Origin of the sequence: Exiguobacterium sp. RIT452 (assembly GCF_003598705.1) — a bacterium.
In the GTDB taxonomy this organism is placed as follows: Bacteria; Bacillota; Bacilli; order Exiguobacteriales; family Exiguobacteriaceae; genus Exiguobacterium_A; species Exiguobacterium_A undae.
The window spans coordinates 62,395-85,537 of sequence record NZ_QXJB01000005.1; the positions used below are offsets into that span (position 1 = coordinate 62,395).

21 protein-coding genes and 1 tRNA gene are annotated in these 23,143 nt (G+C 45.5%); 12 read left to right on the top strand and 10 right to left on the bottom strand.

Annotation, left to right across the window (positions count from 1 at the left end):
- Positions 1-69 precede the first annotated feature (69 nt).
- On the bottom strand, positions 70-753 hold the full coding sequence (locus tag D3D03_RS11870) for an MgtC/SapB family protein (RefSeq protein ID WP_026833922.1): 684 nt from the start codon (positions 751-753) through the stop codon (positions 70-72).
- A gap of 115 nt (positions 754-868) precedes the next feature.
- Between D3D03_RS11870 and D3D03_RS11875 the strand changes: the two genes are divergently transcribed.
- On the top strand, positions 869-2,266 hold the full coding sequence (locus tag D3D03_RS11875) for a basic amino acid/polyamine antiporter (protein WP_199700019.1): 1,398 nt from the start codon (positions 869-871) through the stop codon (positions 2,264-2,266).
- Positions 2,267-2,344: 78 nt separating this feature from the next.
- On the opposite strand, the gene D3D03_RS11880 is transcribed toward D3D03_RS11875, so the two are convergent.
- Positions 2,345-4,378: a sensor domain-containing protein gene (locus D3D03_RS11880; protein WP_119923675.1), complete on the bottom strand. Its 2,034-nt coding sequence runs from the start codon at positions 4,376-4,378 to the stop codon at positions 2,345-2,347.
- A gap of 170 nt (positions 4,379-4,548) precedes the next feature.
- Between D3D03_RS11880 and D3D03_RS11885 the strand changes: the two genes are divergently transcribed.
- From D3D03_RS11885 to nagE, 3 genes are all read left to right on the top strand, one after another.
- The gene (locus D3D03_RS11885) at positions 4,549-5,751 is read left to right on the top strand and encodes an ornithine--oxo-acid transaminase (RefSeq protein WP_119923676.1); all 1,203 of its coding nucleotides are present in this window, start codon (positions 4,549-4,551) and stop codon (positions 5,749-5,751) included.
- Between the two features lie 100 nt (positions 5,752-5,851).
- Positions 5,852-6,049 carry a CsbD family protein gene (locus D3D03_RS11890; protein WP_026833918.1) on the top strand — a complete coding sequence of 66 codons (198 nt, stop codon included), beginning with the start codon at positions 5,852-5,854 and terminating at the stop codon, positions 6,047-6,049.
- A gap of 157 nt (positions 6,050-6,206) precedes the next feature.
- Positions 6,207-7,715 carry an N-acetylglucosamine-specific PTS transporter subunit IIBC gene (gene nagE, locus D3D03_RS11895; RefSeq protein ID WP_026833917.1) on the top strand — a complete coding sequence of 503 codons (1,509 nt, stop codon included), beginning with the start codon at positions 6,207-6,209 and terminating at the stop codon, positions 7,713-7,715.
- Between the two features lie 28 nt (positions 7,716-7,743).
- Here nagE and D3D03_RS11900 read toward each other — a convergent pair whose 3' ends face one another.
- The 3 genes from D3D03_RS11900 to D3D03_RS11910 form a co-directional block, all read right to left on the bottom strand.
- Positions 7,744-8,649 carry an EamA family transporter gene (locus D3D03_RS11900; protein WP_119923677.1) on the bottom strand — a complete coding sequence of 302 codons (906 nt, stop codon included), beginning with the start codon at positions 8,647-8,649 and terminating at the stop codon, positions 7,744-7,746.
- A 93-nt stretch (positions 8,650-8,742) separates the two neighbouring features.
- A complete protein-coding gene (locus D3D03_RS11905) occupies positions 8,743-9,393 on the bottom strand; it encodes a YkyA family protein (protein ID WP_233550696.1) in 651 nt (216 codons plus the stop codon).
- A 12-nt stretch (positions 9,394-9,405) separates the two neighbouring features.
- The gene (locus tag D3D03_RS11910; protein WP_233550697.1) at positions 9,406-10,254 is read right to left on the bottom strand and encodes a polysaccharide deacetylase family protein; all 849 of its coding nucleotides are present in this window, start codon (positions 10,252-10,254) and stop codon (positions 9,406-9,408) included.
- 310 nt (positions 10,255-10,564) lie between these two features.
- Between D3D03_RS11910 and D3D03_RS11915 the strand changes: the two genes are divergently transcribed.
- Positions 10,565-11,572 carry a serine hydrolase domain-containing protein gene (locus tag D3D03_RS11915; protein WP_119923679.1) on the top strand — a complete coding sequence of 336 codons (1,008 nt, stop codon included), beginning with the start codon at positions 10,565-10,567 and terminating at the stop codon, positions 11,570-11,572.
- Positions 11,573-11,641: 69 nt separating this feature from the next.
- Here the strand turns inward: D3D03_RS11915 and yhfH are convergent, their stop codons facing one another.
- Positions 11,642-11,788, bottom strand: coding sequence for a protein YhfH (yhfH, locus tag D3D03_RS11920; protein ID WP_251135546.1), 147 nt, complete (start codon positions 11,786-11,788; stop codon positions 11,642-11,644).
- Positions 11,789-11,981: 193 nt separating this feature from the next.
- On the opposite strand from yhfH, the gene D3D03_RS11925 reads away from it, so the two are divergent.
- Together D3D03_RS11925 and D3D03_RS11930 are read left to right on the top strand one after the other, a co-directional pair.
- Complete coding sequence (locus tag D3D03_RS11925) at positions 11,982-12,608, top strand: nitroreductase family protein (RefSeq protein WP_026833912.1); 627 nt, start codon at positions 11,982-11,984, stop codon at positions 12,606-12,608.
- 162 nt (positions 12,609-12,770) lie between these two features.
- A tRNA-Val gene (locus D3D03_RS11930) sits at positions 12,771-12,843 on the top strand.
- Between the two features lie 40 nt (positions 12,844-12,883).
- Here D3D03_RS11930 and D3D03_RS11935 read toward each other — a convergent pair.
- Positions 12,884-13,453: a YdhK family protein gene (locus D3D03_RS11935; protein WP_026833911.1), complete on the bottom strand. Its 570-nt coding sequence runs from the start codon at positions 13,451-13,453 to the stop codon at positions 12,884-12,886.
- 160 nt (positions 13,454-13,613) lie between these two features.
- Between D3D03_RS11935 and D3D03_RS11940 the strand changes: the two genes are divergently transcribed.
- From D3D03_RS11940 to D3D03_RS11950, 3 genes are read left to right on the top strand one after another with little or no spacing between them, the layout of a single operon-like run.
- Complete coding sequence (locus tag D3D03_RS11940; RefSeq protein ID WP_119923680.1) at positions 13,614-14,975, top strand: sensor histidine kinase; 1,362 nt, start codon at positions 13,614-13,616, stop codon at positions 14,973-14,975.
- A gap of 4 nt (positions 14,976-14,979) precedes the next feature.
- Positions 14,980-15,660 (top strand): response regulator transcription factor, encoded by a 681-nt coding sequence (locus tag D3D03_RS11945; protein WP_026833909.1) that lies wholly within the window; start codon positions 14,980-14,982, stop codon positions 15,658-15,660.
- Between the two features lie 13 nt (positions 15,661-15,673).
- Positions 15,674-16,240, top strand: a complete 567-nt coding sequence (locus D3D03_RS11950) for a histidine phosphatase family protein (protein WP_119923681.1) — start codon at positions 15,674-15,676, stop codon at positions 16,238-16,240.
- A 48-nt stretch (positions 16,241-16,288) separates the two neighbouring features.
- Here D3D03_RS11950 and D3D03_RS11955 read toward each other — a convergent pair whose 3' ends face one another.
- Both D3D03_RS11955 and D3D03_RS11960 read right to left on the bottom strand, forming a co-directional pair.
- A complete protein-coding gene (locus D3D03_RS11955; protein ID WP_026833907.1) occupies positions 16,289-17,776 on the bottom strand; it encodes a phytoene desaturase family protein in 1,488 nt (495 codons plus the stop codon).
- Positions 17,777-17,798: 22 nt separating this feature from the next.
- On the bottom strand, positions 17,799-18,344 hold the full coding sequence (locus tag D3D03_RS11960; protein ID WP_026833906.1) for a methyltransferase family protein: 546 nt from the start codon (positions 18,342-18,344) through the stop codon (positions 17,799-17,801).
- Positions 18,345-18,578: 234 nt separating this feature from the next.
- On the opposite strand from D3D03_RS11960, the gene D3D03_RS11965 reads away from it, so the two are divergent.
- Positions 18,579-19,391, top strand: coding sequence for a D-alanyl-D-alanine carboxypeptidase family protein (locus D3D03_RS11965; protein WP_026833905.1), 813 nt, complete (start codon positions 18,579-18,581; stop codon positions 19,389-19,391).
- Positions 19,392-19,483: 92 nt separating this feature from the next.
- The gene (locus D3D03_RS11970; RefSeq protein ID WP_119923682.1) at positions 19,484-19,960 is read left to right on the top strand and encodes a DUF456 domain-containing protein; all 477 of its coding nucleotides are present in this window, start codon (positions 19,484-19,486) and stop codon (positions 19,958-19,960) included.
- A 42-nt stretch (positions 19,961-20,002) separates the two neighbouring features.
- On the opposite strand, the gene D3D03_RS11975 is transcribed toward D3D03_RS11970, so the two are convergent.
- Positions 20,003-23,119, bottom strand: coding sequence for an efflux RND transporter permease subunit (locus tag D3D03_RS11975; protein WP_119923683.1), 3,117 nt, complete (start codon positions 23,117-23,119; stop codon positions 20,003-20,005).
- Between the last annotated feature and the right edge of the window lie 24 nt (positions 23,120-23,143).

Here is a 23,143-nt window from a genome sequence, read left to right on the forward strand (position 1 = left end):
AAAAGTGTGAACATAATGTAAATTTAAGTGAAAACGAATGAAAATGCAACACAAATTTTCTGACAATTCTTATTGATCAAGGTCTATATGCTCAATTCCGAGTGATTTCAAGTAGTCATAAAGTATGAAAATCGTTAATTTATGAGGGGAATACATCCGTAATGTCAGCTGTTGCGGATGACCGCGTAACCGGATGTTCGTAATGCGAATACCTTGTTGTTCCAAAGCTTCTTTAATCTGTTGGGCGTCCGTTTTGTTTGATAACGTCAAGTGAGCAACAATCACATTTGCTTCGAAGCGACTATTGTTGAAACGTTTCATGATCCAAGTGATGCCTTCTAAAGAAAAAAATAAAAACAAGACTAAGAATGTTGCTTCTAAGATGAATCCTGCGCCTACAGCAATTCCGATTCCGCTTGAAGCCCAGATGATGGCCGCTGTAGTCAGGCCGCTGACGATATCGTGCGGACGTCTTAAAATCACTCCTGCTCCAATAAAACCGATTCCGGCGACGACTTGAGCGACAAGTCGCATTGGATCCATTTGAACGTTCGGAGCAATCGTGCTGTAAAGAACCACAGATTTAATGGAAACGATGGTTAACAGGCAACTGATCAGGGTAATTACGAGGCTAGTACGTATACCAACTGGCTTATTTTTAATTTCACGTTCAAAACCGATGATGATTCCAAATGCTGCAGCAATCATTAATTTTAAGAAATCTTCCAGTTGGAACGAATGGACCCAATTCATGATGAACAAATCCTTTCTTTACATTAGTTCTGATTTTGTTATAATGAATTTTGTGTCTTTCGAATGAATATACGTTTGATATGAATAGATATACAGAATTAAAAGGACGTGTTTAATAATGAATCAACAAAAAATTGGCTTTTTTGCACTCGCTGCCATGGTCATCGGCTCGATGGTCGGTGGAGGCGCCTTTAACCTCCCGGGAGCAATGGCTCAAAAAGCAAGTGCGGGTCCCATCTTAATCGGATGGAGTATCACCGGTCTTGGAATGATCATGTTGGCACTTGTGTTTCAACACCTTGCGAACAGCAAACCGGAACTGGAGGGTGGAATCTACGCGTATGCGCGTGAAGGATTCGGGCGTTTTATCGGTTTCAACAGTGCCTGGGGATACTGGGTATCGGCTTGGATCGGGACAGTCGCCAACATTACGTTAGTCTTTAATGCACTCAGTTACTTTTTCCCGATTTTCTCATCGGAAAATCGCTTATTTTTGCTGGCGATGAGCGTTGTCGTCGTCTGGGGATTATTCTTTATCGTCTCCAGCGGGATCAAGGAAGCGACACTTGTCAATTTAATCACGACAATCGCAAAACTGGTGCCGATCTTGATTTTCATCCTATTGGTTGCGATCGCCTTTAATGTGAAGACGTTTAATCTCGATTTTTGGGGAGAAGGAACGGAGCTTGGGAGCATCTTTACACAAGTCAAAGGAACGATGCTTGTCACGCTGTGGGCTTTCGTCGGAATCGAAGGAGCGGTCGTCCTGTCGACGCGCGCGAAAAAACGGAGTGATGTCGGAAAGGCGACGGTCATGGGACTTGTCGGTGTACTTGTCATCTACATCTTAATTTCTGTCTTGTCGCTTGGTGTCTTGAGTCAAGGACAATTGGCGGGTCTGCAAGAACCGACGATGGCGTATGTGTTGGAAGCGGCGATTGGTCCATTTGGTGCGACGTTGATCATGATTGGGTTAATCATTTCCTTGTCAGGCGCCTTGTTAGGTTGGACGATTCTTGCTTCTGAAATTTCTTATTTGGTGGCGAAAGATGGTGCGTTTCCGAAATTCTTCGCGAAAACCAATCGGAAAGGGGCGCCGGTCGGTGCCTTGTTGATTACACAAATCGCGACACAACTCGTGGCGGGCATCGCCTTGTTCTCGGCTCAAACCTATCTGGTTCTGTCGAGCATTGCCGGTATTTGTGCCTTGTTGCCTTACTTGTTGTCAGCCATCTACAGCGTTCGCTTCTCAAAAGCCGAGCGCAATAAAAAAATGCTGATTTTCTCAACGATTGCCGCGTTGTATTCCCTTTGGTTGGTCTATGCTTCCGGGATCTGGTATATCGTGATCGCGGCTCTTGTTTATGCGCCGGGTATCATTGCTTATTTGATGGCCGAGCGGGAACAAAAACGCGGCGGTATGTCGCGTTACGAACTCATTGCCAGCGGTGTACTCGTGATTTTAGCAGCAGTTGCCGTCTACGGGATGGTCGGTGGACAAATTCAATTGTGACGCAATCGAAAAATACTAACGAACGCCCTCATCCAATACGGTTGAGGGCGTTAATCTGTTTGCTGAAGGAACACGATTTTATTGCGCCGCGTCACCGAAACGGGCGGCCACTTCGTCGGCGGATAACGGCTCTGCGAAGATGAAGCCCTGCATTTGCTGGCAATCCGTCTTTTCTAAATAGTGCAGAGCACTTGACGTCTCGACGCCTTCAGCGACAAGGTTCAAGTTCAAGTTCCGGCCAAGCTGGATGATTGAATCCAACAAACCGTTTTCACCTAAGTCGATGCCGTCGATAAACACTTTATCAATCTTGAGTTCATCAATCGGGAACGCCCGAAGATACTGTAAGGAAGAGTAACCTGTCCCGAAATCATCAATTGACAGGCGGAAACCCAATGATTTGATCAATTGCATCCGTTCGATGGTCCGCTGCGTTTGGAGAATGGCGATGTTCTCCGTTATCTCCAGAGTGACAAACCGCGGATGAATTTTTTTCTCAGCCACGACATGTTGCAATGTCCGGACAAAAGAGTCGCTTTGGAACTGGTGAGGTGAAATATTGATGGCCATCGTCAAGTCAGGTGAAATCTGTTGATGCCACTTGGCCAATTGATCACACGCCTCGAGTACGACCCAGTTGTTAATCGGCGTAATCAAAGCCGCTTCTTCAGCAAGGGGGATGAATTCATCAGGCGGGATGCTACCAAGTGCTTTGTGATCCCAACGCAGTAAGGCTTCAAATCCATCAACATGTTTGGTTTTTAAATTGATGATTGGTTGGTAAGCCAGGTGTAATGCTTCATCTTCGAGTGCGGTAAAAAGTGACCGTTCGAGCTGAAGTTTTCGTGTGAACTGTTCGTCCATTTCGTGAGTCAGATATTGAATCGTTCCGGTGCCGACCGTTTTCCCGGAATATAACGCCATTTCAGAACGGCGATATAAATCTTCCAGTGATTTTGCTTGAGACGGATAAACCGTGATGCCGAACGTACACGAAATAATCAAGGAATGTCCATTGATGTAATAGGGACGTTGTAAAATCTGTTGTAATTTCCGAGCGTATTGAAATAAAGAGTTACGATCTGTCACGGTAACGAGTAATCCAAACAAGTCACTTGTCGGATGGAAGGTCAACATCCGTTCCGCATGTTGAGAAAGGCGGGTCGCAAGCGATTGAAGCAGTTGATCACCTACATGCGTCCCGAACGAATCATTGATGACTTTAAAGCGGTCGATATCAAATAAAATGAGAGCAATCGGATCCGTCTCCGTCGCGTGTGTAAACAGAGCATCCCCTTCGCGAAGAAAACCGCGCCGATTTAACAGATGCGTCATCTCATTGTGATGGACAAGAAAATCAAGTTCTTGTTCGAGTTGTTCGGTTTCTGTGATGTCGGTTCCGATGAAGATATGTTGGAAACGGACACCGTTCACATCATAAATCGGGATTAGTGTCGCCTGTAAAATCTTTTCACCCGTGTCATTGGTTTGAAGCGGTAATTTACCTGACCAGGCTTTTCTGTTCTTAATTTGCGAACGGATTTCCGCTACCGCCTCTGCTGAAGGATTTAATAATTTCGTCCACGGCTGGTCGAGCAACATCCGGGGACAAAATCCGGTTACATCTGTCATGTTAGCATTGGAATACTTGATCGTTCCACGCGCATCAAAAACAAGCACACAGGCAATCTGATCAAACGCGTAACGCAAGTCCATCAATCCTTGAAACAAGGGTTTACTTCCTAATGACGCATTAGAGGTAGGAAGGTTACAGAAGAAGGCACCGGATATTTGATCTTGTGCGTCAAACAGGGGCGAGACAACCAATGTCGATGTCGTGCGTTCCCCTGATTTGTGCAAGAAAGTCGTATTAGAAAGTTGGATGGTTTGACGGCGCTCCAAAAAAGAGTGCCAAATTTGTTGACTGAAAGCGGCATCTTCTGGTTCAACGAGAGGAATCGTGAGACCTAAAATATCTTCAGCCTTCCACCCCCAGAAGGATTCAGCGGCTTCATTCCACGAATGGACGGTTAAATCCACGTTTAAAATGAATGCGGGTAAAGGAAATCCTTGCATGACGATTTCATAGGAATCAATGGTCGAACGATCCATTACAGGCGCACACTCCTTTTAGTTATCCGAGTTGACGGTTCACTTGTCTTGTCTATTCCCAATATATTCAATTCTCAAGCAAAGAAATCCTGTATTTCGATTGAAGATTATTCGTGATAATCTGTTATAATCATTTTGAAAGCGTTTTCTAAGTGAAGGGGGAATTATTTATGAACCAAACAGAAAAAATCATCACACAAACAGAGAAGTTCGGAGCACACAATTATCATCCGCTTCCAATCGTCATTTCGGAAGCCGAAGGGGTCTTTGTCAAAGATCCGGAAGGACGACAGTATATGGATATGCTCAGTGCCTATTCGGCCGTCAACCAAGGACACCGTCATCCAAAAATCATCGATGCCTTAAAACGTCAAGCGGATAAAATTACGCTGACATCACGTGCGTTTCATAACGATCAGCTTGGATTCTTTTATGAGAAAGTGGCACAATTGACCGGCAAAGACATGGTGTTGCCGATGAATACAGGGGCAGAGGCTGTCGAAACGGCAGTCAAGGCATCGCGCCGCTGGGCATATGAAGTCAAACAAATCCCGGGTGATGCAGAAATCATCGTCTGTGAGGGGAATTTCCACGGACGGACGATGACAGCGGTCTCGATGTCGACAGAAGCGGAGTATCAACGTGGTTTCGGTCCACTTTTACCGGGCATCAAAACGATTCCGTACGGCGATCTGGACGCTTTAAAAGGGGCAATCACAGAAAATACAGCGGCCTTCATCGTCGAACCGATCCAAGGCGAAGCAGGAATTCTGATCCCGTATGAAGGATTCCTAAAAGACGCACAAGACGTCTGTAAGGAGCACAATGTATTGCTCGTCTCAGATGAAATTCAATCAGGGCTCGGTCGTTCAGGAAAATGGTTCGCATCCGACTGGGATGAAGTCACACCCGATATGTATATCTTAGGTAAAGCACTTGGTGGCGGTGTGTTCCCGATTTCTTGTGTTGCTGCGAATCGCGATATCCTGAATGTGTTTAATCCGGGATCACACGGTTCGACTTTTGGTGGTAATCCGTTGGCTTGTGCGGTATCCGTCGCTTCACTGGAAGTATTGGAAGAAGAGAAATTACCGGAACGTTCATTAGAACTGGGAACGTATTTCATGAACCGTCTTAAAGAAATCGATAATCCGTTAATCAAGGATGTTCGCGGACGTGGTCTGTTTATCGGCGTCGAGTTGACAGAAGCGGCGCGTCCGTATTGTGAAGCGTTAAAGGAAAAAGGATTGCTGTGTAAAGAAACACACGACACGGTCATCCGATTTGCACCACCACTCGTCATTACAAAAGAAGAATTGGATTGGGCGTTTGAACGGATTGAACAAGTGCTTGGCGTTTCCGTCGCCCAATAAAAACAAAACTCCCTGCAGGAAACTGCAGGGAGTTTTAGGTTTGATTCTGTCTGACGTGGGAACATACTATTATGCGGTTAAAAAATAGGGGGTAATGAATATGTCAAACGATAGCGGATTAAACAAAAAAGTGGATGGTCTAGTTGATAAAGTTGCCGGTAAAGCGAAAGAAGCGCTTGGGAAAGCAACAGGAGATAAATCAACAGAACGCGAAGGCAAAAAAGATCAATTAAAAGGCGACGCGAAAAAAACAGTCGGGAACGTTCAACAAAATCTTGATGACACAAACCGTCGTTAATTGATACGTACAAGGTCCCTTACACAAGGGATCTTTTTTTATTAAAAAATTTGTATAAAGGTCTAGTCATTTAGATGTGTATGTGGAATAATAATAAGTGTTAAAGCGTTTTCATCGTCATGTCATTATTTGTTTTTATTTAGAAAGGGTGAAGTATATGTTGCAGTTTTTACAACGAATCGGTAAAGCTTTAATGCTGCCGATTGCCGTTCTACCGGCCGCAGGAATTGTCCTTCGACTTGGTTCGGCGGATATGTTGGACATTCCGCTGATGGTGGCAGCGGGCGGAGCGATTTTTGATAACCTTCCGCTGATTTTTGCGATTGGTGTAGCAATCGGGTTATCGATTGACGCAAGCGGGGCAGCCGGTTTAGCCGGAGCCGTCGGTTACTTGGTTTTAAAGACCGGTGTCGACTCCATGAACAAAGATTATTCGAATGCCCAGATTCAGGCAAAGTATGATGCGATTGCCGCCATTGTCAATGATTCCTCGACCAAAGTCGACGGAGCCACCTTGACGTCCATTGCGAATCAGGCGACGTTAGGTTCGATGGTCAACATGGCCGTCTTCGGCGGAATCATTGCCGGTATCGTCGCCGGACTGTTATACAACCGGTTCTATAATATCAAATTACCGGATTGGTTGGCTTTCTTTGGTGGGCGTCGTTTCGTTCCGATCGTCACATCGGCAGCGATGTTGGTCCTGGCGTTTGTCTTCGGTTACTTATGGCCGTTCATTGAGGACGGTATTAACAATGCAGGGGAGTGGATGGTCAGCCTCGGAGCAGGTGGAGCCGCACTGTTTGGTTTCTTCAACCGTCTGTTGATTCCTGTTGGTCTGCACCATGTCTTAAATAATATTTTCTGGTTTGTTTTCGGTTCATACGAGAAAGCAGACGGAACAATTGCGAACGGGGATATTGCCCGCTTCTTCGCAGGCGATCCTACAGCTGGAATCTACCAAGCCGGCTTTTTCCCGATCATGATGTTTGCCTTGCCGGCAGCGGCAGCAGCCATGGTCATGGCTGCCCGCAAAGAGAACCGGAAAGCGGTCGCAGGGGCAATGATTGGTTTGGGATTAACGTCGTTCTTAACGGGAATCACAGAGCCGATCGAGTTTTCATTCATGTTCTTGTCACCTGTTCTGTATGTCATCCATGCGGTCTTGACAGGAGTTTCGATGGCGGTCGTCAACCTGCTCGGTATTCTGCACGGATTCTCCTTCTCGGCAGGATTCATCGATTATGTCTTAAACTTTGGAATCGCAACGAAACCGTTATTGTTACTTCTGGTCGGTCTCGCGTTCGCGGTCATCTACTACTTCCTGTTCTACTTCATGATCACGAAGTTTGATCTGAAAACACCAGGTCGTGAAGATGAGACGCTCGTCACAGACGCCGGACTTGTAGCAGACGTTTCGGATGATAAGTACGAGCAACAAGCAGCCCGGATTTTTGCAGGGTTACAAGGAACGGAGAACGTGACGGCGATTGATAACTGTGCGACACGTCTTCGTCTGCAAGTAAAAGATGCCAGTATCATCGACGAAGCCGCAATCAAAGCAGCGGGTGCGAAAGGTGTCATGAAGATGGGGGCAAAAAATGTCCAGATCATCATTGGTACGGATGTTGAATTCGTCGCAGATGCCATGAAACGACAAAAATGATCATAAAAAAACGGCCTTTCCTGACGAATCAGGAAAGGTCGTTTTGGCGTTGAGTGGACGTGGTTGTTTGTTTGAGGCTGCTGACATAGATGGGATAAAAGATCCCGATCAGGATGATGACGATCCCAATCCATTGTGAAGCCGCGAGGTGTTCCCCTAAAATAAGGACTGAACAGATGACCGCGGTCGGCAGTTCCGCTGCGCCAAGCAACGAAACGCTTGCCGGACTGAGGTGAGGTGCTCCGGCAGCAAACAGCAGTGGCGGCAAAATCAAAGCAAAGAGGCCGAGTGGGAGAGCGTACCAAATCAATCCCTGTTCTAAGTTCGCTGTCGTCAAGAACGTCGTCGGTGGATACATGATCATCACAAACGATAAGCCGCCCGTCATCATATAAAAGCTCTTTTTGATGACCGGGACGTGATTCGCGACACGACCGCTTGCGAGCAGGAAGATCGAGAAACTGACCGCCGCGCCGAGTCCGAACAGCGTTCCCCGAAGATCAAGGGCACTGGAATATGCCGCACTGGCTAAGATAGCCCCGCCAATCAACAACAGGGCGGATAGGAAATGCGGACGTGACGGAAGACGTCTTGTCAGAAGTGAATCAATGACGACTCCAATCCATGTGAATTGGAACAGCAGGATAATGGCGACGGAAGCGGAAACGGTTTGCAGACTTTGATAATACAGATATCCGGTCGTTCCGCTGGAAATCCCGATTGCCATCAAGGTAAGCGCAGTAGCGGGAGACAGACGTAAATTTTTGGTCAGTAAGGCCAAGATGAAAATCATCAGCCAGCCGAAAAAGAACTGACTGCCGGAAACAGCGGCAGAGTCAAAACCGGCGCTGTAAGCCAGCTTGACAATGGTCGATAAGACGCCGTAACTGATGGCGCCGATTAGGACAAAAAGTGTTGCTTTTGAACGGTTCATACAGATTCCTCCATGTTTTAGAACGCACAAAAAAGGTTGCAACGGGGCCTTGTCCAGGTTTTTTGGACAGGGTTTGGTTGCAACCTGTGTGAGTTATTTAATGTTGAGTCCAGCCTTGTCATAGAAGGTTGGCTTTAATTCGTTATAACGGACTGTCAATTGATTAAACGTCTTTAAAGCGTCTGTCGCTTGACGAGAAGTCCGGTTTAAATCGGCTGTTGCTTCATCAATCTTAACGAAATTTGGTTTTTCGGTCAAGTAGGAAAGCACTTTCTTTTCAGAGGCGATTGCCGCTTCGTAACGCTTCAAAAAGGTATTAAAGGCTTTTTTTCGCTGATCAAAAATATCCAGTAATGCCGTACCATCTTTTTTGGCAGCAGCCGGTAAGGTCGCTATTTCATCCGCCAATTCCTGTCGATCGAACTCTTCGAACGCACGGCTCCGGACTTTTTGTTCTTGTTTTAATAGATCAACCCGCTTCTGATTCAAAGCCGTCAGTTCATCACGTTCATTTTGAGCACGTTTGATGTCGTCGGCTCCGGCCTCTAGCACCGCCTGATACGTGTTGACAGAAACTTCATCCTGACGCGTTCGTTGCTCCGCGATCGGTCCGGATTTTTGTTCGAGCTGAGCTTGTTCTTCCAGCCGATCGTAGATCGAGGAAACAGGGTCAGCCGAGCATGCACTGAGTAGAAGGATGCTGAGACCGGTCAAACCACTAGCTAAAAACATCCGTTTTTTCATTATCATGGCTCCTTACAGATTTGGGTATTTCGCAAAATTATAGGGAATATGAAAGTCTTCATCATAAATCGAGAATTGATAACCTTTTTTCTTGAGACCTGCAATGATTGCCGGTAATGCGCGCAACGTTTGCGGTTGTTCGTGTAACAGGATGATTTCGACGGGATCCTCCGCCCGATCAATGACTGTTTTAGCAACTTCCTTGGCGCTGTCCTTGTAGTACCAATCCATCGAATCGATTGACCAGTCCCAGACCCGAAGATTTGATTGTTCCATTTCTTTCGCAATTGATTTGGTGATGCCGGGAGACGAACCGTACGGCGGACGTGTCAGAAGTGGGGCATGATCCGTCAGTTGCTTGATTTGTTTTTGAACACGCAACATTTCGGGAACATACTGCTTCTTTTTGTACAACGTATCGTAGTCATGCGTTTCACTGTGTAATCCGATGTAGTGACCGTCGTTTGACATCGTACGCACCACATCCGGTTGCTGATCGATGTTTGGACCGATCAAAAAGAACGTTGCTTTGGCGTTTTGTTCCTTTAAGGACTGTAAAATATCTGACGTCAAAACTGTCGGACCATCTTCAAAAGTCAGGTAAGCCACTTTTTTAGTAATACCGTTCCATTTTTCGACACGTGCTTTGTCGAGATTTGCAACCGGGACCTCACTTAATGATTGCACAGATTTTACGGCAGTTTGCTGTTGGTTTGAACTGAGGTATTGATAAATGACATAACCGCCGATCGGAAGCAACAGAAGGGCTAGAAAAATAAAAAGCTTCGCAAGATATTTTCGTTTTTGTTTACGTTGTCTTGGACCAAGTCCGATTGGATTACCTGAGTTGTATGAGTCCATCGCTGTCTGAGCTCCTTTACGGAAAATCTTATGAGTTAACTGTAACATTTTGTCTATTTCATTTGTAACAAAAATATTACAAAAAGATGACTGGAAGGTCTGTTTTTTGAAAAAACTAATTTTAAATAGAAGAAGAGTGTTTTTCTGTATAAAAACAGGATCGATGCAGCGGCATTAATGTGAAGTGTCGCATCATAAATCAGACGAATTGATGTCTTTATTTTATATGTAGGCAATATCAAGACATGTAGAGGAAGTACGACGAGGAGAGAGAATACTTGATTAAGAATTGGAAAGGAGCGTTGTTCATTTGCAAGCGTCATACCGTCAGCTAATTTCGTATGTAAGTGAAATCAAGAATCGGAATCACAGTAGTGCCGCTGCGTTGCTTGTCATGCAGCATGACAACATCATTCTCGAGCATTATGAAGGGTATCATTCCAATGAGGACTCGAACCCGATTCATATAAATTCCATGTTCAATATCGCTTCCGCCCGTAAAAGTTACCTGGCATTGGCCATCGGTTTCGCCTTGTATGAAAAGAAAATCCACAGTCTTAACGATTTGATCTCACACTATTTGAATACGTATGATACGGGGGTCGTTCAAGGTACGACCATTCGCCATCTGGTCACGCATTCGTATGGATTGAATGAACGAGCTGACGGATCAATTTACAGGGAGTTCGCTGCTGGTGAAGGGTGGGCCTATCGTGGAATCAATGTCAAAATCATGACCGAACTTTTTAAGCATCTGTATGGGTATGATTTCCCTCGACTGTTAGAAGAGCGGATTTTTGTTCCGTTAGGGTTTAAGTACACCGAATGGTCGACGGAGATATCGACCAATTTAGTTAAAGTCATCGATGATCCCAAACAAGCGGCAGATTTTCAGCTTTATCCTTTTGCTGACGGAATGGGTTCAAATCTGCATACCAGCGCAAGAGAATTGGCAATATGGGGAAACCTGCACCTGAATATGGGACGACATGAAGGGATTCAAGTAGTCCCGGAAGAAGTCATTCGACTTTATACATCCATTCAAAATCTGCAATATGATGATGCACGACTTCCCGACAATGGATTGTTTTGGTATGTACAAGACGAAGCAAAGGACAGAAGTGAAATCGGAGAACAAGTGCCAAAGGGGTCCTATCAAATTCTTGGAAACACAGGTCCACTTTTACTTGTCGTACCAGAACAACAACTTGTTGTAGTGAGGATGTACAACAAACGGTATAACTACGGCGGCAGCAACTATCTTCATTATCTGCGTGAGTTTAGCAATCTGGCATCGAAGACCTTTACAATCCGTTGATCATCAAACATAGAAAAAAGAAGAGCGGACGCATTGTGGCGTCCGCTCTTCTTTTTCGTGCTGTGCCTTTTAATGTTCCGTTACAGCACACTCATCGCACTCTGTTTTATACGATTCACACTGTTCGTCCATTTCTTTTCCGCAATGTGAACAAGTTTTGACGGGAAGTTGGCGGTAAAATTCTGGAGACGTCTCTTGATACAGGGGTTGTTCCATGATTAGATTCCTCCTCTTAGTCCTCGTTGTGTCAGTAGGTGGCACTTGAATAATTTTATTGTACTAGTACAGTGTGATTGTGTCAATTATTGTTTTATAACAGAAGGCAGTTAAACGAGTCTTGTCATATGACAGCTGGCACAGAGGATGATACGATAACAAAGTAAACAGATGTATTTTAAGGGGGATTATCATGAATCAAACATTAACTGAAACACTATCGCTTTTGACGGAACGCCGATCAGTTCGTCATTACGACGAAACCTTTACACTTTCGCAAACAGAAGTCGAGGAACTGATTGAATTGACGACAGCTGCACCAAGTGCCTGGAACTTGCAACACTGGCATTTCTTAGCGTTCCATTCAGAAGAAGCGAAACAGCAACTGGCTCCGATTGCTTATAATCAACCGGCCGTCAGTTCCTCTTCAGTCGTCATTGCAGTGCTCGGGGATCTGCAGGCAAACCGGAACTACAATCCCGTATACGGACCGGCAGTCGAGGCGGGCGGAATGACGGAAGATCTGTTTGATTCCATTAAAGGGCAAGTTGAGGGAGCTTATCAAAGCGAAGCCTACGCCCGTGATGCAGCGATGTCGAATGCGAGCCTGGCTGCGATGCAACTCATGTTGGTTGCGGAAGCGAAGGGATTATCGACGCTCGCAATGGGTGGCTTCAACCACCAAGCCTTTACGGATACGTTCATTACGGATGAGCGATATGTGCCCGTCATGTTGATTGCTGTTGGTAAAGCAGTTGAAAATGCGAAAAAACGTCCGACACTCCGATTACCGGTTGATCAGGTGACAACGATCTTATAACAGGAGACGGGACTGAAAAAAATCCTGTATTTCTTGATGCATGGTGTGCTTCAGTCCCGTTTCTCGTTCTTTTTCATATTTTTTTAGAAAAGCACTTGTCAGATTGTTAGTTTCTTGCTATATTAATACATGTCCTAGCAAGTACATAACGTACTGCATCATGATTCTGTAGCTCAGCTGGGAGAGCGCTACCTTGACAGGGTAGAGGTCGCTGGTTCGAGCCCAGTCAGAATCATACCAAAAAGCCCGTTCATCCTTTGATGAGCGGGCTTTTTTTAATTATCTGCCTGAAGTTCATCCTCTGTGACCCATTTATGATTCTTAACGGTTTTTCCACCCGACGTCGGTTTAAAATCAACCATATAGACCGTCGTCTGTTCCGCACTGTCAATCGTGGCTTCAGCGCCATCCATTCCTTTCATGTGATCAGCGGCAAGTGTCACGTCGTCTCCCTTACTTAAAGCCGAAGCAGGGACAGGGTCGAGTTCTTCCTGGATGACCCATTTATGATTGGTGACTTTTTTTCCGCCGGTCGTTGGCGTGTAACTGACCGCATAGACCGTTGTGTCAAACGAATCGACGACCGTGCCTTTCGCACCATCCATCCCTTGCATATGATCAGAAGCAAGAATGACTTTACTGTTATCCTCGAACTTCGGATTTTCAGCTTGTTTGATTCCTTCTGGAACTTTTCCGTCACTTGAATGCATCATTCCATCATGTGAGCTGCTTTTATCAGCGTCATGCATGTCATGCGAACCGGAGGAATCAGAGTCGGTTCCACAAGCACCGAGACCTAAAACGGCAGTGAGAGCCAGTGTTGTAACAAACAGTTGTTTCTTCATGTGTGTACCTCCTGTATGGATCTGATTACATTACGACTATACCCGTTGCGTGTGCAAAAACCGTGCAGAAAGCGTGACGATTTGTGGTTCCTGTGTCCTGACACACATTTTCAAATCAAAAATCCTTATACTTAGCAGAGGGAAGATAAGGAGGGGGAACATGCGGCATATTTCTCATTACATCGGTCTGCTGTTTTTAACAGCGCTTTTTCTGATAGGGAGTATTCTTTTTAGTACGTTGTATTTAAATCTTGTGAATCAACGTACCGATGAAGTGTTGTCCGGATTATTGAGTCGCGGAAATACGCATCGAGACGTTTTGGAGAAATCATTTGATCAAGAAACAATTGATCACGTCAGTTTAATGGAATCTGCTTCTGAATTTACTGTCGTCGTGACCGATCAAAAGGGAAAAATCCTGAAGTCTTCCAATCGTTTAACGGAAGAAATGAAAACAGAATTGACGCATACCGAATTTCAAGATCAACGAAAGGATTTAGTGCTTCAGACGCCGACGGAGCATGGAAACTTTTTGATGACGGATAGTCCGATCACCATCGCGGACAGTCATCGCGGACATGTTTTTATGTTTGCTCCTGAAAGATTGATTCAACAAGTCGTCAAACCGTTGCAGCAACAGTTCATTCAAGTGGGAATCATCGCAGTCCTACTGTCACTGGTCACTGTAGCGCTCTGTACACGTTTAATCTCGAAACCGCTGATTAACATGGAACGGGCAACCGCAAAGTTGAGGGACGGAAACCTGGAAGTGGATTTACCGATTGAGCGTTCAGATGAACTGGGTGCATTGGCACGATCGATTACCCAACTGGCAAAAGATCTCGACTACGTAAACCGTGAACGCACAGAATTTTTAGCACACATCTCGCATGAATTGCGAACGCCACTGACGTATGTCAAAGGGTACGCTGATATCTTGAGTCGTCCCGGTTTGCCCGACTCTGACAAAACGATGTATCTGTCGATCATCAAGGAAGAAAGTAATCACCTAAGTCAACTGATCGAACAATTGATGTTACTTGCTCGTTTGGACGAAAATCAGTTTTCGGTAGATCGTTTGCCGCTTGCACTTGACGAGGTGATTTTATCCATTGCCGACAAAATGCGACCGGCGATTGAAGAAAAGGGACTGCGATTTGTGGTGTCAGGTCATCCTGTAACCGTAATGGGAGATCAAGTCCGGCTTGGTCAAGTCCTGTTAAATTTGCTGGATAACGCACGGAAATACACGGAAGTCGGTCAAATTGAAGTAGAGTATGGAAAAAATGAGACCGGAGCATATTTTATAGTAAAAGACACAGGGATAGGGATTTCCGAAGAGGCATTGCCGCATGTGAAAAAGCGCTTGTACCGGAGTGAACCATCACGCTCCAGAAGCCACGGCGGGTCGGGTCTCGGGTTAACGATTGCGACGGCAATCGTCCAAGCACATGATGCGACACTCGATATAAAAAGCGAGTGGCATGCCGGGACATGCGTCACAGTTCAATGGAGGGCGTGAAAAAATGGCACGAATATTAATCGTAGATGATGAACCACGGATGCTTCAATTGATGAAGTTATATCTGGCACCTTATGGACATACCTGTCATTTGGTCGATTCAGCCCAAAAAGCGTTAGAGCTGGTTCGAACCGTACCGATCGACTTGGCCTTGTTGGATGTCATGATGCCTGAAATGGATGGGTGGATATTATGCCAAAAAATCCGACGGGTTGCTGATTTTCCAATCATCATGGTGACAGCACGTAATCAAAAAGAGGACATTTTACGAGGTCATGAAGTAGGGGCGGATGACTATGTCGCGAAACCAATCCATGAAGGAGAACTACTGGCAAGGATCGAACTATTGATTGGTCGAGTCAAACAGGAACAAGAGACATTTCATGGACTGTCTTATGATGCTGCTGCGTACCGTTGTGAATTCAATCAACAAAAAATCCTCCTGACGAAAACGGAATTTCAGCTGTTAGGGAAATTGCTCGCCTCGAAGAATCGTATTTTATCGAGGGAGCAGCTCGTCCTCTCACTGTGGGGAGATGACGAGTCCATTGAACCACGAACCATCGATTCACATATCCGCCACCTGCGCGAAAAATTACGCCGTGCCGGGTTTCCAATTGATGTTCATTTAGAGACAGTCCGGGGAGTGGGGTATCGATTGCTCGAAACAACAAATGAGAGTTGAGAAGGGAGACATCATGACAACCATCTATTTAGTAAGGCACGCCCATTCGACCTATTCGCCGGACGAAATAGCACGACCACTATCCGAGCGGGGCATGACTGATGCCAAACAACTGATTTCACTTTTTCGAGAGGTTCAACCGGATTACATTTATGCGAGTCCGTACCGGCGGGCAATTGAAACCGTTCAACCTGTAGCGGAACACTATGGACTGCCGATCGAGGAGGCGGAAGCATTTCAAGAACGATTACTGGCTCCCGGTCAACTGGATGATTTTCAGCAAGCTGTCGAGTACGTCTGGAATCACCCGGACAAAAATCCATATGGCGGAGAATCAAACGACATTGCGCAGCGCCGTGTTGTTGTAGGTACGCAGCAGTTAATCAGGAAACACACAAATGAGACAGTTGTCGTCGGGACGCACGGGAATATCATGGTGTTGTTGATGCAGCATTTTGATCCGGCATACGATTACTCCTTTTGGTCGCGTTTAGCGATGCCAGCCGTTTATCGTTTAGTATTTGACGGCGAGAGATGCCTTCAAATCGAAGAAGTATCCCTAGCTTCATCATCAAAATAAAACAGGAGATCATCCCCCTTAAGGGACGATCTCCTGTTTTATTAGTTATCACGCTTTGACGGGATTTTCATGTTTCTGGATTAAATCAGCCGTGAGCTGACCAGACAATGTGACCATCGGTACGCCTCCGCCCGGATGCGTTGATCCACCGACAAAATAGAGCCCTTCATACAGATCACTCTTCGATGGGATTTTAAATCCACCATTCTTTTTGCGGTCAGCAGCCACTCCATAGATGGAGCCGCCGTTTGGACCGTACAGCGATTGTAAATCTTCCGGTGTGAAACGGTATTCGAATTCAATCGCTTCCCGTAAATCTGTTAACCCCATTCGTTCCAATTTATCGAGGACAACTTCGCGATAAGCATCCCAATCGGTTTTTCCACCTTGTTTCGTCAGTGGCGGAACGTGTGTCAGGACAAACAAGTTATCCTTTCCTTCTGGCGCCTGCGAAGCATCGGATTTAGACGAAACACCGACATAAATCGTTGGATCTTCCGGTGGTACACCTTCCTTGAACATTTGCGCGAATTCACGCTCCGGATCGTCGGAGAAGAAGAAGTTATGATGTTTTAAGTCTTTGTATTCGCGATTGACACCAAGGAGGAGGACAAGACCCGAGACAGATGGAACAAACGATTGATTAAGTTTTTTAGCCTGTTTTGGTCCTTTTTTGTCAGCAACGAGACGCTCATACGTCGGAATGACCTCGAGATTCGACACGACGACATCAGCCGGATAGAAAGTACCGTCTTTTGCTTCCACGCCAATCGCGCGTTTTCCTTCCGTGACGACCCGCTCAACCGGTGTGTTGACGTGAATCGTAACACGAAGCTCATCGAGGACGGTTTTCATCGCACGGGCGATATTGTACATACCACCTTTGACATAGTAGATGCCGAGCCCCATCTGAACATAAATCATTTGATTGAAGACAGCAGGTGCTTCGTACGGATTGGATCCGACGTACATAACCATATAGTTGAACAACTGTTCGAGATACTTGTTATTGAGATGTTTTTTTGTACCGCTTGCAACGGTATTAAGCGGATCCATCTTCAGTAATTCTGACATCGTATGGTATTTTTTTAAGTCTTTTAAATCTTCGAGACTATATTTATAGAAGCTGTCCAAGCAGAGATCATACATTTTTTTCGAATAGCTGAACAGTTCGACGAAGTCAGCTTGATCAGAGACTTTTTTAAACTCTTCGAGCATCCCTGGCAAATCGCCTTTGACATCGAGCTGTGTCCCGTCTTCGAAAAATGTCCGCCATTGCGGTTCGATTCGTTCAATTTCTAAGTAATCGTCCAGGCGACGATGCACACTCGTAAAGAGTTGTTCGAGCACCCAAGGCATTGTCAAGATGGATGGACCGGTATCAAAGGTGAACCCTTGACCACTCCGTTGGTTCAACTTCCCGCCAACATTTCCGTTTTGCTCAAGCATCGTGACGTTGTATCCGTCTCCTGCGAGGCGAATTGCGGCGGACATACCTGCTAAACCTGCTCCAATGACTACAGCTTGTTTTTTCAAAAAAATCACATCTCCTTATGTCTTAGTAAATGAACGGAATTAATCGTTTTCTTTTACGTGCCCATGCAGTATAAGCCGGTCCGAAGCCTTCGGTTAACAGCCGTTCTTCGATTCGAATGCGATGTAATAAAGCAAAAAACATCAGCACTGTCGCGAATAACGTCAATATCAAGTGTCCGAAGTACAGGGGAAAGCCGGCCGTGATGAAAAGTAAACCGGTGTAAAGCGGATGACGTAAGGCACGATAAGGACCTGTGCTGACAAGTTGATCTCCCGGATTGACTGCAACGTGACGGGTAAATTGATGTTTCAAATGATAAATCCCCCAATAACGCAACAGAACCCCGATACTTAAGAAGGTGAGTCCGATTTGTTGTAAGAGGACGGATGGTTCTGATCTGCTGAACAAAATGGACAACAGAATCGTAACGACTAAAGTAGCCAAAATGGAGTAAAAACTTCGTCGTTCTTCAAGTGGAGACGGTTCTTTCTGCCGGTTTCGAAAAAGAAACAATTCGAGTAACCAAAATACGGAGACGGCGATGAATACCCCATCTAAAATGGTCATGAAGATTCGCCCCCTTGACTGATGCCAATCATTATTCAAAGAAAACGCATACAACCGATATTTACCCGAACCAGACGAGATTCAATCATCGAGAACGCATTCATTTGAATAAAACAGGGAATTAATTCATTTTGATTACACCATGAACAAAAAATGGTGACGTCTTGAAATGAATGTTATTCTAAAATCAAAGATTCATTACCCTGTTCTTGAAAAAAGGAGTTTATACGAACCATGAAAAAGATGAAACAAACGATGCTCGTTTTATTAGCAGTCGTCACGTCAACGGTCAGCTTTTCTCTCGCGGCAGAAGCTTCGAGTTACCGTCAAGCGAAAACACCCCTTAACCTGCGGGCCGGTGCATCGACGGAAAAAGCAGTGGTCACGATCATTCCAACGGGCGTCTATGTAAACGAGATCAGCCGACTCGGAACCTGGTCGAAAGTGCGATATGGAACGAAGACGGGTTATGCCAGCTCAAAATATTTACTGACCGATCAACAAATCGGCGGATTACGCATCGGCAAGACGTTGATCGTCAATCCGAATTACCCACTCCGTTCGTCGTATGCTCCCGGTGAGAGTACGGTGGCGCGAGCTGCCTTTGAAAAGATGAAGCTCGCTGCCAAAAAAGAAAAAATCACCTTGGTTGCATTCAGTACATACCGTTCGTATGCCTATCAAAAAGCTCTGTTTGACAAGTATGTGGCACGGGACGGTTTTGAAAAAGCAAGTACGTACAGTGCACAACCCGGGAGAAGTGAGCATCAGACAGGACTTGGTTTTGATATCGGCGGAGCAGACTCTTCCAAATATGCGAAGTTCAGCTTCTCGAGTACAAAAGAGGCAAAATGGCTGGCTGCGAATGCCCACCGTTACGGGTTCCATCTCCGCTATCCGCTCGGTAAAGAATCATGGACCGGCTATACGTATGAAAGCTGGCATTTTCGTTATGTCGGGGCGACGCTTGCTGCCCAGTTGAAGGTGAGCGGCTTGACGATGGAAGAATACTACAAGTTGGAACCGGGGAAACCGATGACGCCGTAACAGGTTTCGTTTCAAGCGACGAATGGTAAATAAATGGTGTGTCACTCATCGTCAACGGTTGCGGTCTGTCTTTTGTGAAAGAGGTGGAAGCTGTGGCTAAAAAAGAAGAGAAGCATCATATCATTACCTTTACATTCGAAGAAGAGGCGACATCGTATCAAGTGTTCAGCGAACTGAAAAAGTATCATGCCAACGGTCAAGTTGATTTTGAACAAATCGCTGTCATTAAACGAAGCGAAAGCGGAGCGTTTTCGTTTGAAGATGCGGTCGATTTAAGCGGCTCGAATAAAGCTTTCAAAGGTTCTTTAATTGGGATGGCCGTCGGGATTCTCGGAGGACCGTTCGGCATTATGTTAGGCTCGATGACAGGGATGTTGATTGGCGGCTCAAAGGATTTAAAAGAAAATCAAGCCGTCCAGGAAACGTTTAAACGCACACTCGGTGTGATTCCACCCGGAAAAACAGGAATCATTGCGATTGGTGAAGAATTTGAACCGTCTGTACTGGACGGTCTTGTTGCTAAACATAACGGAACGATTGATCGAACTGATGAAGTGCTTGAGAAATAATCAAAAAAATCCTTCCCTCATAACTGAGAGAAGGATTTTTTGTTAGGACTGACGTTCTTTTTTCACTTTTTTGAAGAAGAACAGTTCGTAGACGACAGGGACAATGATCAACGTCAAGAGCGTTGAAGTCGTTAATCCACCGATGACCGTCAAGGCGAGACCTTTTGAAATCAATGTGCCGGATGACGTAGTGAGTGCCAGCGGAACAAGGGCCATGATGGTTGCGAATGCTGTCATTAAGATTGGGCGAAGTCGTGTTTTACCGGCTTCAATCAACGATTCGCGGATCGGTAAACCACGTGTGATGTTCTGTCCAATCCGGTCGACGAGTACGATGGCATTGGTCGTTACGATACCGATGAGCATCAAGAAACCAATCATGACACTGACGGATAACGGCTCGTTTGCCAAGAACAAGGTGACGAGTGAGCCAATCGGAACGAAGATGAGCGATGACAAGATGATGAACGGAATCCGTGCTTTTCCGAACGTGATCAGCATCGTCAAGTAGACAAGTCCGATAGCGACGACGATGGCAATACCAAGCGATTGGAAGATTTCGACTGTATCGTCGTTTCCGCCACCACTCGTTAACGAGACACCGTCTGGCAAGTTGATTTTTTCGACGTCTGCTTTGACGTCGCTTGAAACCGTTTGGACGTTATCGCCCTTCACTTGTCCAGAAACACGTGCGTACACTTTTCCATCCAGTTTCTGAATCGACGTGAATGTCTCGACTTCGTTTACTGTTGCGACATCTTTTAAGGCGACAGGACCAGCTGCCGAGAACAATTGTACGTTTTCAAGATCTGCTTTTGATGTCAAATCTTCTTGGTAAGACAATTGAACGTTTTGGTCTTTATCGTCGAGGTTAAGCGTTCCGACGGTAACCGGTTTGGTTTGATCGTTGACCGTACCAAGAATCTGGAAGCCGGATAAACCACGATCACTTGCTTTTTCAGGATCAATCTCAACGAGGAACTGTTTCTGTTTCTCGCTGAAGTTATTCGTGACGTATTTCAAATCGTTGTTTTTAGTCATGTTATCTTCAACGAGTTTTGCTGCTTGTTGTAACGCTTCAAGATCCGTTGAGAATAGGTCGACGTCGACATTGTTGTTCGATGGCGGACCACCTGTCGAAAGTTCAGCGATACTGATTTTAACATCAACGTCGTCTTCTTTCGCAATGTCTTCCATCTGTGTTTCGAGCGACTTGATTGTCTGTTCGACATCAGCGCCGTCTTTTAGATTCAAGAAGTAACTTGCTTTGTTATCAAGACGCAGACCTGTCGTGAAATCACGGGCACCGACTGAAGTCGTGACATCGGCAATCGCGTCTTCCTGGTCGAACATCTTTTCCATGTTAAGCGAAACATCACTTGTTTTCTCAAGAGACGTTGCAGCGGGAAGTTCAAGCGAAGCCGTCAATGTTTTGGAAGCTTCGTTTGGAATGAACGTAAACCCGAGTTGCGGCACGATCGCAAGCGAACCGCCAAGCAATAGGAATGAAACGACGAGAATGATCGCTTTGTGCGACAGTGATTTTTCAATCAGTTTTCCATACCAACGTTGCAAGGCACCTTCTTTTTCTTCAGCAGGTACTTTTTTGAAGGCAAATTTCGCTAAGATCGGTACAATCGTGATCGCAACGAGAAGCGAAGCGAGCAACGAGAAGATGATCGTCAAGGCGAATGGCAGGAAGAACTTCCCTGTGATACCACCGACAAAACCGATTGGTAAAAAGACAACGACGGTCGTCAAGGTAGAAGACGTGATTGCTTTTAAGATTTCTTTCGTCGATTGCTCGATGATTTCATTCGTCATACCTGAATCTGATTTTCGGACCCGCCGGAAGATATTTTCAATGACAACGATACTATCATCGACGACACGACCGACCGCAACCGCCATACCACCAAGGGTCATGATATTTAACGAGATGTCCTGCCAGTTCAAGAAGATCGCTGCAATTAAAATCGACAGCGGGATTGAGACGATGGCAATGATGGTCGCCCGGATGTTTCGTAAGAAGAGGAGGACGGCAAGAGAAGCAAACAAGGCACCGAGTAATCCTTCTTTTACGAGAGTGGCAACCGATTCCTCAATATCTTTAGCTGAATCGATTCCAATCGTATAATCGATTTGATCATCGTATTTGTTCAAGATGTTTGTGACACCATCTGCAATTTCAATAGTGTTGGCATCTTGTTTTTTCGTGATGGCCATCGATAACGAATCTTTTAAGTTGTAACGTGTTTTTTCACTTTGCTCGGAAACGGCTTCGATTTCTGCGATATCTCCGAGACGGATTGGTTCTGCTGGTTCTGCTTCTTCTGGTGCACCTGTTGCACCCGGTGCTCCGGCTTCTGAACCGGATCCTCCTGCAGGAGGACCTGATGGGGCGCCTGTTGCCGGACTTGACGCAACAGTAGATGTCAGCTGAAGATTTTTTAACTTATCTAAGTTTTCCAGCTTTTCTTCGACCCGAATCGGGATTTTTGAATCACCTTCTGCAAGTTGACCAGACGGGAACGATACGTATTTGGCATTGATTTGTTCTTTGATGCTGGTTAACGACAAGCCGGCAGCGGTCGCCTTATCATTGTCGACAGTGATTTGAACGAGGTCGTCTTTGTAACCACCGACGGAAACACTGTTGATGCCGGGAATTTTGTTGAGTTCTGGTTCGATTTCATCCTTTAATAAGGATTCAATTTCTTTTCCATCTTTACTAAAGAAGGAAATGTTGTAGATCGGGAACGATCCAAATGAAAAACGATTTAACTTTGTTGTTGCTTCTTCCGGAAGATTTGCATCTTGGATGGCAGCATCAATTTGTTGCTCGACCTTGTCCATATCCGTATCAAATGGGAATTCGATATTGATGATCCCGATACTTTCATAGGCAGAGCTCGTAATTTTGGTGGAGCCTTCGACTCCTTTGAGTGCGGTTTCCAGTTTTGAGACGACTTGTTTGTCGACATCATCTGGAGATGCACCTGGATAAACGGCTTCTACTGAAATTTGAGGAAATTCAATTTCAGGAAACTGATCTACTTTGAGTTGAGTAAACGAATACACGCCGCCTAAAATTAAAAGAATGGCAATAATAAACACGGCAACTGAGTTCTTCAAACTAAATCTTGTTAAAAAATTCAACGGGTACCCCTCCTTTATTTTATA